At 42.7% G+C, this 14,692-nt stretch carries 6 protein-coding genes; 4 read left to right on the forward strand and 2 right to left on the reverse strand.

Annotated features, from left to right (window positions below):
• Window positions 1-77: 77 nt before the first annotated feature.
• Complete coding sequence (locus H6G08_RS27760; RefSeq protein ID WP_190548958.1) at window positions 78-1,286, reverse strand: 4-hydroxy-3-methylbut-2-enyl diphosphate reductase; 1,209 nt, start codon at window positions 1,284-1,286, stop codon at window positions 78-80.
• Window positions 1,287-1,572: 286 nt separating this feature from the next.
• Window positions 1,573-2,430, reverse strand: a complete 858-nt coding sequence (locus tag H6G08_RS27765; RefSeq protein WP_313942956.1) for an SGNH/GDSL hydrolase family protein — start codon at window positions 2,428-2,430, stop codon at window positions 1,573-1,575.
• A 362-nt stretch (window positions 2,431-2,792) separates the two neighbouring features.
• Here H6G08_RS27765 and H6G08_RS27770 point away from each other — a divergent pair, with 362 nt between their 5' ends.
• From H6G08_RS27770 to H6G08_RS27785, 4 genes are all read left to right on the forward strand, one after another.
• Complete coding sequence (locus H6G08_RS27770) at window positions 2,793-5,000, forward strand: CHASE2 domain-containing protein (RefSeq protein ID WP_190548960.1); 2,208 nt, start codon at window positions 2,793-2,795, stop codon at window positions 4,998-5,000.
• Window positions 5,001-5,075: 75 nt separating this feature from the next.
• The gene (locus H6G08_RS27775; protein ID WP_190548962.1) at window positions 5,076-8,486 is read left to right on the forward strand and encodes a WD40 domain-containing protein; all 3,411 of its coding nucleotides are present in this window, start codon (window positions 5,076-5,078) and stop codon (window positions 8,484-8,486) included.
• A gap of 193 nt (window positions 8,487-8,679) precedes the next feature.
• Window positions 8,680-8,991, forward strand: a complete 312-nt coding sequence (locus H6G08_RS27780; RefSeq protein WP_190555633.1) for a hypothetical protein — start codon at window positions 8,680-8,682, stop codon at window positions 8,989-8,991.
• A 537-nt stretch (window positions 8,992-9,528) separates the two neighbouring features.
• On the forward strand, window positions 9,529-14,421 hold the full coding sequence (locus H6G08_RS27785) for a PAS domain S-box protein (protein ID WP_190548966.1): 4,893 nt from the start codon (window positions 9,529-9,531) through the stop codon (window positions 14,419-14,421).
• Window positions 14,422-14,692 lie beyond the last annotated feature (271 nt).

Below are 14,692 nucleotides of genomic sequence, written 5' to 3' on the forward strand. Positions count from 1 at the left end.
ATAAATCAACACAATTAGGGGTTTAGCAATGCTAAACCCCCGATAATTCATCTTCTTAGTTGTAATGTTGGCAAAATTTACAGCGCCAAAACTGTTGCTTTTAAAGCAAAGATTCTGGTGATGACATCTTCAACAACTTTATCTGGTGTCGAAGCACCGGAAGTAATCCCGACATTAATTTTCCCTTCAGGTAACCAATTATCTGCGGTAACTATATCTCCGGTTAATTGGCGGTGTTCAATAGACTTTGCCGATTTAATTCGCTCGACAGAATCAATATGATATGAAGGAATTCCTTTTTCAAAAGCTATCTGTTGCAATTGGGTGGTATTTGATGAATTAAAGCCGCCAATTACAATCATTAAGTCGAGGTTTTGTTCGACTAAATCTAACATTGCATCTTGACGTTCTTGGGTAGCGTCGCAAATGGTGTTAAAGCTTTGGAAATGTTGAGTGATTTCTGCGGGGCCGTATTTTTGCATCATTGTGCGCTCTAACAGCCTACCAATTTGTTCGGTTTCCCCTTTGAGCATGGTAGTTTGGTTAGCAATTCCCACTCTTTGTAAATCTATATCTGGGTCAAAGCCAGGGGAACAAGCTTTAGCGAATTTTTGCAGAAATTCTTGGCGATCGCCTCCATGTAAAATATAGTTGCTCACATATTCGGCTTCGCGCATATTTAACACAATTAAATATTTGCCTGCGAAGGAACTTGTGGCTACAGTTTCTTCGTGCTTATATTTACCGTGAATAATTGAGGTATAGTCAATTTTTTTGTGCTTTTCTACTGTATTCCAAACTTTGGATACCCAAGGACAAGTTGTATCGACGATTTTGCAGCCTTTTTCGTGGAGAATTTGCATTTCTTGCACGCTGGCACCAAAGGCAGGTAAAATAACTACATCTTCATTGCCAACGACAGAAAAGTCTTTTTGACCAGCATTTACAGGGATAAATTGGACTTCCATCTCCTGCATTCGCTGGTTCACAGAGGGATTGTGAATAATTTCATTGGTAATCCATATCTGTTCGTTGGGGAAGTGCTGGCGGGTTTCATAAGCCATTGCTACCGCACGTTCCACACCCCAACAGAAACCAAAGGCTTGCGCTAACAAAATGGTGACTTCACCTTGTTCTAACCTGTAGTTGCGATCGCGAATTTCCTGAATTAAGCTACTTTGATATTCAGACTGTAACTGGGTAGCAACTTCTGCTTGATGACCAAAGCCTTTGCGATTATAGTTTTCCGAGTGTTGCAGGCTACGTTTAAAAGCTTTTGTATCCATTGGTTTGTTCAAGTTAGTTCACCATTTCTCATTGTCTCGCGTCAAGACGCTAATGACTCTGTGAAAGTGTCTATGGGTTAGATAATTTTAGATTTTGGATTTTGAATTTAAGTAGTACAGTGTTAAAAATTATTGCTATGGCAAGGCAGGAGGCAGATGGCAGATGGCAGGAGGGAAGAAAGTCATAGCTTTGTTTACTTTTCTTAACTTAGTTTTGTTTTTTCCCACTGACTTACTTACCTCCAGACAAAAACTGCTGGCTTGATACCCAACTAAGAATAATTGCTCAAATTTTAACTTTAACTTTATCCTTTTTCTTTGGTGGCGGTGGCAATTCTACGGCTTGCTGGCTGTAAATCTGCAATGCAGTTCCCCAAACCATATAACCTTGCGGACTCAGGTGTAAGCCATCGGTAGTCAATTCACTGCGGATATTACCTTCAGGATTGACAAACAGGCTATATAAATCGAGATACTTGACGCCTTGATTGCTGGCTATGGTTTGCAATTGCTGATTTAACTGCTGAATTCGATTGTTGGGAATTTTCAGCAATTTTTCTTTACCTTCCCAAGTTGATTCTGCTCCGCCATGCGGCAAAATTGATTGGATAAAGATTTTGGCTTTAGGATGGACTTTGCGCAGGTAACCCAGAATTTGCTGTTGATTTTCTAAAATGATTTCATCGCTATTACCGCGAATTAAATCATTAATGCCAATCATCACAAAAATTACCTCAGGTTCGGTATTGTCAAAAAGATTTAATCTTTTCAGCAATCCGTCGCTAGTTTCGCCAGAAATAGCCTGGTTGAGCCAACTTCTGTTTTCAGGTAATAATTCTGGGGGAAACCACAAACTTAAAGAATCTCCCGCTAAAATGCTGAGATTTTGCGGTGGTTTTTCCGATGCAACCTTGGCTTCTTTTTTCAGGATTTCTACCCATTGCTGATAATTGAGTTGATGACGGGGGCCTAACTCTGGTTCAGTAGCCTGGGTTTCAGTGACTGTTGGGGTAGTTGTCTCTTCCTCACTATTGGTTAATCTCTGTTGTTGCCAGATTAGCAGTACAACCGCCAACATCAGAAGCCCGTTGGTTAATAAAGAGAAAAATCCCCAGATGGGAAAAGGTTTTGCAGAAATGGACACGGCTAGCAAAATTTAATTTTACGTTGACTGTGAATACATTGCGATCAACAACTTTAAGCGAATTACTCGGTTTTTGTGGATATTTCCATAGCCAAGTACAAACAGTTGTCAGCTATTTAGGTTATCACGGCAGTGATTTCCCTATAGTGCCTGGTATCATAACTCAGAGAATCTAAACTGCGTATATTTTTTATTGGAGACGCGATGAATCGGAGAAGCGATGAATCTGAGACGCGATGAATCGCGTCTGTACAAGAGGCAATTGCTAAATTAAATAAAGCTGAGGTTTACGATATTGGGAATCAAAGTATCTTAATATTGCAAATTCTTGACATCTACCAAAATAGTAGTACCGCAATCCCGTGATTAGTGGAATTTTACAAAAACTGCGAGATGGGTTGAAACAGGATCGGGTGAATCGCGAGGTTTCGCCTATACTTAAGTGGCTGCAAATCGTTGGCGTTAGCAGTCTGGGGGTGACAGCTTTAGTTTGGGGCGTAAGGGAACTGAAGTGGTTACAATCTGGGGAATTAAAAGTTTACGATCAAATGGTGCGATCGCGTCCGGTGGAAGCAACCGAACAGCGCATTACCTTGGTAACTATCACTGAAGCTGATATTGCAAAGGAAAAATGGCCGTTATCAGATAGCACTGTCAACAAATTGTTACAGAAAATTCAGTCTTATCAACCCCGGACGATTGGCTTAAATATTTATCGACCGACACAAAAAAATTTAGGTGAGGGAATTCCTAATACAGATAATATTATCGCTACTTGTTTATTAAGTAGTATGGGTAGGGCAGAAGTTCCGCCACCGCCGAATTTCTATATAGAAAATGTCGGCTATAACGATTTAATTCCTGATAGCGAAAATGACCAAATTATCCGGCGTAGTTTGTTATTCGCGCAACCACCAGATAAAAAATGTACAGCGTCATTTTCTTTTGCGGCATTAACAGCTATTAGCTATTTAGAAAATTCCGGTTTAGAAGTTAATTTTATTGACAAAAAAACTTTCTCAATTGGAAAAACTATTTTTCCTACTTTAACTAGTAATTACGGTAGCTATAAAAATTTAGATGCTAGTGGTTATCAATTATTACTAAATTATCATCACCCAGATCACTTTGCTCCAGAAGTGAGTTTAACAGATGTTCTCACAAATAAAGTTAATCCTAATCTTTTTAAAGATAAATTAGTCATTATTGGCACTACTGCGGCTAGCGTTCATTCTGGTGTATATACACCTTATAGTGCTGCACCAGAACAAATTGCTAGAATGCCTGCTTTGATGATTCATGCACAAATTGCTAGTCAAATTATTAGCACAGTATTGGATGGTAAACCTTTAATTTGGGATTGGCCGGAATGGGGTGAATTTCTTTGGGTGTGGACTTGGGGAATAGTGGGGGGAACTGTAGGTTGGCGGCTAAGACATCCTTTAATATTGTTCATCACTGGCGGTATAATTCTGATTGCTTTGGTGGGTATTTGCTTTGGGTTATTTCTGTTATCTGGATGGGTTCCTTTAATTCCCCCAGCTTTAAGTTTGGTAATCTCTGGGATGGGGGTGATGGTTTATTCTAGCTATCAAACTCAACAGCAAACTCAGTTAATTATTCAGCAAGTAGAAAAACAACAGGAGGTAATTGCTCAATTAGATTTGCTTTTAAAAGAAACTGCGGTAGATTCTACAATAGTGCGTGACAGACACCATCATATTTCTGTAATTGAAACACCAGAAAAATCTACGGGTGATTTTCTTTTAGGGGGACGCTATCAAATTTCCAAAATTCTCGGTTCTGGTGGCTTTGGTTGTACTTATTTAGCAAATGATACTCACCGTCCTGGTAATCCGACTTGTGTGGTAAAACAATTAATGCCAGCCAGAAGGGATACAAGATTTTTAGAAGTTGCCCGCAGATTATTTAATACAGAAGCGGAAATTTTAGAAGCTTTGGGAAAACATCAACAAATCCCGGAACTGCTGGCTTACTTTGAAGAAAATCAAGAATTTTATTTAGTGGAACAGTATATTCCTGGACATACTTTGAGCGAAGAATTACCGCCAGTGCAGGATGTCAAGTCAGAAATTGCCGCGATAAAGATGGTTAAGGAAGTTTTAGAAGTTTTAGAATTTGTCCACGAACATCGGGTGATTCATCGCGATATTAAACCAACTAATATTATTCGCTCAACTGAAGATAATCGCTTAGTCTTAATTGACTTTGGCGCAGTTAAATTAATGCAACCAGGTAGCAGCGAACAAACAGAATTAGCCACCGTCGCCATTGGTACGCGGGGTTACGCGCCAGCAGAACAATTTGCGGGACATCCGCGTCTATCAAGTGATATCTACGCTTTAGGGATGATTGGGATTCAAGCGATGACTGGGATTCCCCCCCAAGAACTGCACCCAGACCCAGAAACAGGTAATATAATTTGGCCTCATCACAAAGTTAGTCCAGAATTTGCCGCAATTTTAGACAAAATGGTGCGTTACCATTTTAGCGATCGCTATTCATCCGCGATCGCAGTTCTTGAGGATTTGCAAAAATTATCACAGTAGAAGAGGCAGGGGGACAAGGGAGACAAATGACTATTGACTATTGACTATTGACTATTGACTATTGACCAATAAAACATGGAACCACTCTCCGCTACTATCGGCTTTATTGTTGGCTTAATTGGCTTTATTGCTAGTACAGTGCAAGTGCTGGACTATATAGAAAAACGTCGCGAAAAGCAGCAAGCTGATACTCAACAAGCAAATCAGCCAAATCCCCAGCTAAAACCTGCAACTTCCCATCGCGTTGATTGGGGGGAAGCTGTTGATGTGTCGGTGTTTTATGGACGGGTGGATGAACTGACGCAGCTGGAAACATGGGTAGTAGAACAAGGTTGTCGGGTGGTGGCGCTGTTGGGAATGGGGGGAATTGGCAAAACTTCTCTATCTATTAAACTGGCGCAAAAAATTCAAGGGGAATTTGATTATGTGATTTGGCGGAGTTTGCGCAATGCGCCACCGATAGAAGATATTCTGGCAGATTTAATTAAGTTTCTCTCTCATCAACAACAAACTGATTTACCTCAAGATGTGGGGGAAAGAGTTTCTTTATTAATTGATTATCTCCGCAGTTCCCGTTGTCTGGTAATTCTCGATAATGCGGAGTCAATTTTTCAATCGGGTGCGTTGGCTTATCGCGGCGGTTATGAAGCTTACGGCGAACTTATTAGGAGAATTGGCGGCACAAATCATCAAAGTTGTTTAATTCTCACGAGTCGTGAAAAACCTCCAGAAATAGCAGCTTCGGAAGGGGAAACTCTCCCGGTACGCGCTTTACAACTCACGGGGTTAAAAGCGGTAGATGGGGAAGAAATTTTTCACACTCAGGGACTATCAGGAACGCCAACAGAACAAGTTAAATTAATCGAATTTTATAAAGGTCATCCTTTAGCTTTAAAAATTATCTCAACGACAATTAAAGAATTATTTGATAGTAGTATTGCTGCTTTTTTAGCTCAGGATACGGTAGTTTTTGGAGGAATTCGCCAACTTTTAGACCAGCAATCTCAGCGCCTTTCTGATTTAGAAACAGAGGTGATGTACTGGCTAGCAATTAATCGCGAACCTGTGGGAATTGGGGAACTAAAAGAAGATATTGTTAATTTACCTTCTCAATCTAATTTAGTGGAAGCGTTGCAATCATTGGCGAGAAGGTCATTAATCGAAAAAAGTAATGCTTTATTTACTCTGCAACCGGTGGTAATGGAATATGCGAGCGATCGCCTAATTGCCGAAATCTGTGAAAATCTAGTTAATGGGGAAATTACTACTTGTAATCGCTATGCTTTAATGAAAGCAACGGCAAAAGATTATATCCGGGAAGCGCAAATTCGGCTGATAGTTAAACCACTGGCGGAACGGTTGCTGAATTTATTGGGTAGTAATAAAAAAGTTGTCGGTAAATTAACAGAACTTATCTCAACGTTACAAACTAAATTTTCCCATCAACCAGGGTATGCTGGCGGGAATATTATAAATTTACTTTGTTATCTGCAAACAGATTTAACTAATTATGATTTTTCCAGTCTGACAATTTGGCAAGCTTATCTGAAAGGGGAAAATTTACAGCAAGTAAAATTAATTAATGCGACTTTTGAACGTTCAGTTTTTACCGATATTCTCGCCACTATTTTCTCTGTCGCCTTTAGCCCCAATGGTAAGATTTTAGCTACAGGCGATGCTAACGGCGAAATTCGGCTATGGCAAATCGATGACGGTCAACCGATTTTAACTTTTAAAGGTCACACAGGCTTTGTCCGTTCCGTCGCCTTTAGTCCTGACGGACAAACTTTAGCCAGTGGCAGTGTTGACAAAACTATCAAATTATGGTCAGTAAATGACGGTAAATGTATTCAAACTTTACAAGGTCACAGCGATCGCGTAGAGTCAGTAGCATATAGTCCCAACGGTCAGCTGATAGTTAGCGGTAGTTACGACCAAAATCTGCGCATTTGGTCAGCGAATACGGGACAATGCGTGCAAATTTTCCAAGGACATACTAACGAAATTTGGTCAGTCGCTTTTAGTCCCGATAGTCAAACTGTCGCCAGTGCTAGTTACGACCAAACTGTGCGACTATGGTCAATGAGCGATGGTAAATGCTTGCAAGTTCTGTATGGACATACAGATAAACTGCGGTCAGTCGCCTTTAGTCCCGATGGTCAAATGTTAGCCAGTGCTAGTTATGACCAAACTGTGCGAATATGGTCAGTTAATAACGGTCAATGCTTGCAAGTTTTACAAGGACATAGCGATCGCGTATTAGCAGTAAGATTTAGTCCAGATAATCAAACCGTAGTTAGTAGTAGTTACGACCAAAGCGTGAGATTATGGTCAGTTAATAACGGTGAATGTTTGCAAATATTGCAAGGACATAGCGATCGCGTTTGGGCTGTTGCCTTTAGTCCTGATGGTAAAATCTTAGCCAGTGCAGGTTATGACCAAACAGTAAGATTGTGGTCAGTCAGTGGTGGTGAATGTATTAAAGTATTTCAAGGTTATATTAACGGTGTCGAGTCAGTCGCCTTTAGTCCCGATGGTCAAACCTTAGCCAGTGGTGGTTTTGACCAAAAAGTCAGACTATGGTCTATTGTTAACAATCAATGTCGGAGAACCTTAGACGCTCATACTCAGCAAGTCAGGTCAGTAGCATTTAGTCCTAATGGAGAAATTTTAGCTAGTTGCAGCCACGACCGCACAATTAGATTATGGTCAGTCAAAGATGGTAAATCTCTCCATATTTTAGCCGAACATCAGCATAAAGTCCGTTCCATCGCCTTTAGTCCCGATAGCCAAATTTTAGCTAGTGGTAGTCACGACAGCACAATTAGATTATGGTCTGTCAGCACAGGTAAATGTTTGCATGTTTTACAAGAAACCGCCAATCAAGTTTGGTCAGTCGCCTTCAGTCCCGACGGACAAATTTTAGCCAGTGCCGGTTACGATCGAGAAGTGCGGTTATGGTCAGTCAACAATCGCCAATATCTCAGAATATTACAAGGACACACCGGACAAGTAGGCCCCGTAGCATTTAGTCCCGACGGAAAACTTTTAGCCAGTGGCGGAAACGACCAAATAATTAGACTATGGTCAGTGAATGATGGTGAATGCGTGAAAATTCTCCAAGGACATAGTAACTGGATTTGGTCAGTCGCCTTTAGTCCCGACGGAAAAATTTTAGCCAGTGGCGGTGATGACCAAACAGTAAAATTATGGTCAGTGGATGAAGGTAAATGTATAAGTACCTTACCCGCACATATTAACCGAGTTTGGTCTGTGGCATTTCATCCTGATGGTCATACCTTAGCCAGTGGTAGCGGCGATGGCACGATAAAATTATGGAATGTGAATACAAGTGAATGTCTCCAGGTTTTGCAAGTAGAAAGACCTTATGAAGGAATGAACATCACCGGAATCACAGGTTTAACTCCCGCACAGGTAGCGACATTAAAAGCTTTAGGTGCGGTGGAGAGTGATTCTAGGGGCTAGGGGTTAGGGGCTAGGGGCTAGAGAATAGGGGTTAGGGCATTGCCCAGCATATCAGGGTTTTGGTAGGCAATGCCCACACTACACTTAAGATTACAGCTATTTTCAGGTAAAAATACCACGCTGTAGGGGCACGGCACCAGTAAAATTATTGTATGTACCAAAAAATTGTCGATGCCGTGCCCCTACGACAGATGTGGTTCTCATTCACGAGCAAAATAACCTCATTCACGAGGAAAAAAGCCTCATTCACGAGGAAAATAACCTCATTAATGAGCAAAATAACCTCGTTCACGAGGAAAATAACCTCATTAATGAGCAAAATAACCTCATTCACGAGGAAAAAAGCCTCATTCATGAGGAAAATAACCTCGTTCACGAGCAAAATAACCTCGTTCACGAGCAAAATAACCTCATTCACGAGCAAAATAACCTCGTTCACGGAGCAAAAAGCCTGGTAAATGAGAATTTAATACAGGCGATCGCACAATTTTTGCTAAATTTGTAGTCAGCACTTCACTGCTTCCCAACCCAGGACTAAATTCCTGACTACAAAATCGTTAAAACCTAGCGTATAAGAAAAGCGATCGCAATATATACCGCAGATTGCCAGTTGGTAAGGTACAGATGATCGTTAATTGTAGGGGCACTGGCACTGCCATGCCCCGAAGGGTGTACCTCAACCGGAAATATGCTGTAACTCGGTTCCTAATGAAACAAACGGGAGGAGGGCACGGCAATGCCGATGCCCCTACTTTCGCCCCGCAAGGGGATAAGAGCAAAAAAGAACTCTTTGCGGGGATGAAAAATAATTGAAAATAAGAGCGATCGCACAAATCTAAACTCAGCAAAAAGAGCGATCGCATTTGATAAATTGAGTATCTACTTTAAAGCGAAAATAGCGATCGCATTCTTCCCCCTCTGCCCCCTGCCCCCTGCCCCCTGCCCCCCTGCTTTCATCCCAAGCTCAGTCTAAAGAAAGATCCTGGTTTAGTGGAATTCGGATTAAATAGAAAAAACCGTGTACGCCTACGGGTAAAGGAAAATGAAGCGCGACTCTACTGGTAAGTTTGTGAGGAATTGGGAATTAGAAAGCAAACAACGGGTTAGTGTCACGCTTACCAATACAGCATGGCGATCGCTCGATGCGGCAGCCCAAAAGCAAGGAATTTCGCGATCGGAATTGATTGAATGCTTTGCACGGAGCTTGGGAACAGAGGAACAGCCAGATTTCCCAGAAATGCAAGCAACTGCGGAAAATGCTGGATTACAAGCATCTATCGCTAATTTAGAACAGCAAATTCAGCATTTAGAGGCTGTAGTAGAAAAGACACCAGATGCAATCGCCCGCATCGCTGCGCTAGAAACTGAACGAAAGGTGATTACTATCCTGGAAAGTATTACCGATGCTTTTGTGGCTTTTGATTGTGATTGGCGCTACACCTATATTAATCAAGCCGCCGCCAAAATTTTAAACCAATCGCCACAGGAACTCATTGGTAAAAATGTTTGGCATGAAGTGTTTCCCGAACTGATCGATGGTATTGCTTATCAAGCGATGCATCGCGCTGTGGCTCAACAACTTCCGGTTTCTTGGGAGGAATATGGCGAACCTGTGGGGCGGTGGTTAGAAGTCCATGCTTATCCCTCTGCTGAAGGTGTGGCGGTATATTTTCGCGATATCACAGAACGCAAACAAACCGAAGCCGAACGCGATCGCTTAATGCAAGAATTGGAAATTGAACATGGGCGGTTTGTGGCGGTTTTGCGCCAGTTACCCACTGGGGTGCTGATTGCAGATGCAGCGACAGGTAAATTAGTTCTCGCTAACGAACAAGCCAAGCAAATTGTCGGCTATAGCTATGAAGAATCCCTAGAACTGGAAGAATACGTCCCCCTTACTCCCTTTGTCGCCTTTGGTAGGGATGGAGAAATGTATGCGCCTGATGATTATCCTTTAGCGCGATCGCTCCGCACTGGTGAAATCATCTCTAATGAAGAATTGACACTGCAAAATGATGGTAAGCAAACTTTTATTAGTGTCAATTCCGCACCCATCTTCAATAGCCAAAATCAAATTGTCGCAGCAGTCGCCGTATTTCAAGATATTACCGAGCGCAAGCAAATTGAAACAGCACTTAGGCAGCAAACCGCAGCTTTAGAAAATCAGCATAAATGGCTAGAAACTGTGTTGGATTTAATGCCAACGGCAACGGTATTTGTAGAACCAGCTACAGGAAAAATCACCTTCACTAATCGGATTGCTAACGAATTAGCAGGTAGTGAAATCCCGAAAAATAAAGCTTTTGATGAGTATATTGATACTTATTACTGCACCGATGCCAATGGCGAACCTATTCCCAGAGAAAAAATGCCCTTGGTGTTGTTAGCAACAGGAAAACATCTGCAAAATTATCAAATCAACTGGCATACACCAGGGGGTATTCGCTCTACACTGTGCTGGGGAGAAACTTTACCCGCAATGTATGGGTATCCGGAAACGGGTATTTGCATGTTTCAAGATGTAACTCATCTCAAACAGATTGAAGAAAATCTGCGGCAAACAGAAGAACGCTTGCAACTGGCTTTATCTTCCGCCCAGATAGTCGCCTGGGATATGGATTTAGTCAACAATCGTGTAGTCTGTTCCCTTAATTCAGTTTGTGCTTGGGGCTTGGAAGCCAGCACAATCGAGGAATTTGTCACCAAAATTCATCCAGACGATCGCCAGCAAGTTTTGCAAGCAGCCGAAAACGCCGCCGCAGGCGAAAGGATTTATCAGCAAGAGTACCGGGTAATTGCCGCCGATGGTACGGTGCGCTGGCTAAATAGCCAAGGTAGAGTTTACCTGGATGCAACAGGGCGGGGAGCGCGGATGATAGGCGTTTCCGTGGATATTACAGAACGCCAACAACTGTTGGAAAAGTTGCAACACAAGGAGAAACAACAGGAATTTTTAATTCAATTAAATGAAGCAATTCGCGCCATTGTTGAGCCAAAGGAAATTATGTGGCAGGTGGTATGCGCCACTGGGCAACATTTCCAAGTTACGCGCTGTACCTACGGCGAAATTGATTCCACCCAAGAATACGTCATTGTTGAGCGCGACTACTGCAACGGCGTCATCAGCGTTGTTGGCTCTCACCAGATGGATTCTTTTGGCCCGGAAATTATTACCCAACTCAAACAGGGGCAAACAATTGTTGTCGATGATGTGGATATCGATCCTCGAACTCAGGGAGCAGGTGCGGCTGCTTTTGATGCCATTGAAACCAAATCGCTTTTATGCGTGCCTTTGGTTAAACAAGGCAAGTTTGTAGCCTTATTTGTATTACACCATATATCTCCACGTCCCTGGACAGATGAGGAAGTGGCGCTAATGGAGCAAATTGCCGAGCAAACTTGGTTAGCCGTAGAGCGATCGCGCGCGGAAGAAGCTTTGCGGGAAAGTGAGGCGCATTTACAACTGGCGCTGAATGTCGGGCGTATGGGTTCCTGGGATTGGGAAGTGCAAACAGGAGCTTTACACTGGTCAGAAGGACATTTTACCGTGCTAGGGTTGCAACCTTATGAATGTCAACCCGCTTATGAAGTTTGGTCTAGTCGGGTACATCCCGATGATTTAGCTACAGCCGAAGCCACCCTAGAGCAAGCCATGCAGCAAAGGAAAGATTACCATCACGAATATCGTTTGCGGTGGACAGATGGCTCAATTCACTGGGTAGAAGCTAGAGGACAGGCTACATACGATTACCTGGGAAAACCGAAAAATTCCATTGGCGTAGTCATTGATATTACCGAACGCAAGCAAGCAGAACAAGAAAGAGAACGCTTGCTAAAGCGCGAACGCATCGCCCGGATGCAAGTAGAAACCATACAACGGCAATTAGCAACTATTTTTGAAACTTCCCCGGTGGGTATGGGGTTTTTAGATAGCCAGCAGCGATTTATTGCCATTAATGAAGCATTAGCCCAAATCAACGGGTTAACGCGGGAACAACATTTAGGAAATTCGATTCCGCAGCTATTTAGTGAATCAGACCCCCGATTAGTCGCCGTTTTCGAGGAGATTTACAAGACTGGTAATCGCTTTATCTCACCTAACTTTGCAGTAAATGTTCCAGCACGCAGCGATCGCTCTCCCGGTTATTACAATGTTTACTATCTACCCACAACCAACGCCAATCATCAAGTCGAAGATGTTTTGGTGTATGTGGTAGATGTAACAGAACGTGTAAGGTTAGAGCGCGATCAACGTTTTCTAGGAGAAGCCAGCGCAGTTTTAGCATCTTCTCTCGATTACCAAATTACCCTAGAGCGGGTAGCACAATTAGCAGTACCAGAGTTAGCCGACTGGTGTACAGTCCACATCGTTAAAGAAGATGGTTGCATTGAACAGATTGCTGTCGCCCACGCCGATCCAGGTAAACTGCAATGGGCAGAAGAAATTCGGTGCAAATATCCTTTGAACCCCGATGATCCCAGAGGTGCGGCGTTAACTTTACGCACAGGTGAATCGCAGTTAATCGCAGATATCCCCGATGAATTGCTAGTGCAAGCTGCGCGCAGTGCCGAACATTTAGAGATTTTGCGCTCTGTAGGCTTTAAAGCTTTTATGTCAGTACCATTACGCACACAAAACCGAATTTTTGGTGTAATTTCTTTTATATCTGCCGAATCAGGGCAAGTTTACGACCAGGGCAATTTACAATTAGCCGAGGAACTAGCTCACCGTGCATCCTTAGCAATTGATAATGCCCAATTGTACCGCAGGGCGCAAAGCGATCGCGCTAAAGCCGAAGCCGCCAATAGAATTAAAGATGAATTTCTCGCCGTACTATCTCACGAATTGCGATCGCCCCTGAATCCGATTTTAGGTTGGACAAAACTTCTCCGCAGTCAGCAGTTAAACCCCGCAAAAATCGACCAAGCCTTAGAAACCATCGAACGCAATGCCAAATTACAAGCCCAATTAATTGAAGATTTACTCGATGTTTCCCGCATTCTTCAAGGGAAAATGTCTTTAAACGTCGCCCCAGTCAATTTAGCTGCAACCATTGAAGCAGCCAACGAAACAGTGAGACTAGCCGCCGAAGCCAAGAATATTCACATCCAAACCATACTTAACCCGATTTCCGGCACAGTTTCCGGCGATACCAACCGTTTACAACAAGTTATCTGGAATTTGTTAGCGAACGCTGTCAAATTCACCCCCCCTGGTGGAGAAGTTGAGGTAGAACTACAACAGGTGGGGATGTATGCACAAATTCAAGTTACAGATACAGGAATTGGTATCAGCCGAGAATTTTTACCTTATGTCTTTGAATACTTCCGCCAAGAAGACGGCGCAACCACCAGAAAATTTGGCGGTTTAGGATTAGGATTAGCCATTGTCCGCCATTTAACAGAACTGCATGGGGGAACAGTCTTTGCAGATAGCCCCGGACAGAATCTGGGCGCAACCTTCACAGTTAAGTTACCATTAAATATAGTTGAGTCAGATTTATCTGGCGATGCTAGCAATTTGCAAAGCGCGATCGACCTTAACGGTATGCAGATATTAGTTGTCGATGATGATGCAGATATGCGCGACTTAGCAGAATTCATCCTCACCCAAGCTGGCGCACAAGTAACTACAGCCGATTCTGCATTGCAAGTTTTAACTTTATTACAGCAATCGCTCCCAGATTTACTAGTATCTGACATAGGTATGCCAGAAATGGACGGCTATTGCCTAATTCGGCAAATTCGACAATACCCACCGCAACAGGGAGGAAATTTACCCGCGATCGCACTTTCCGCCTATGCAGGAGAAATCAACCAGCAACAAGCCCTACAAGCCGGATTTCAACAGCATATCCCCAAACCCATCGACCCAGATGAGTTAGTCAGGATAATTGCATTGTTAATGGGAAATATTACAGAAAGTCGGCAGTAAAACTCACTCGGCGTTGCTGATTAAGGAGATGATTCAGGCTGACGCAGGGACGCAGGGATACCCAGACGCGGAGACGCAAAGACACCCAAACGCGAAGATACGGCATGGGAAAAGCCTTGCCCTTATAATTTGTAATATAACTGCGTACCACAATTGAATGCAAAACCCTATAGCTAGAAAAAACAGTCTTTGATATAGAGGAATGAGGATAAAAGCCTCATTCACGAGCAAAAAAGACTCATTAACCAGTATCAAAGACTCATTAACCAGT

The sequence above is a fragment of the Calothrix anomala FACHB-343 genome (assembly GCF_014696435.1).
Taxonomy (GTDB): domain Bacteria; phylum Cyanobacteriota; class Cyanobacteriia; order Cyanobacteriales; family Nostocaceae; genus Aulosira; species Aulosira anomala_A.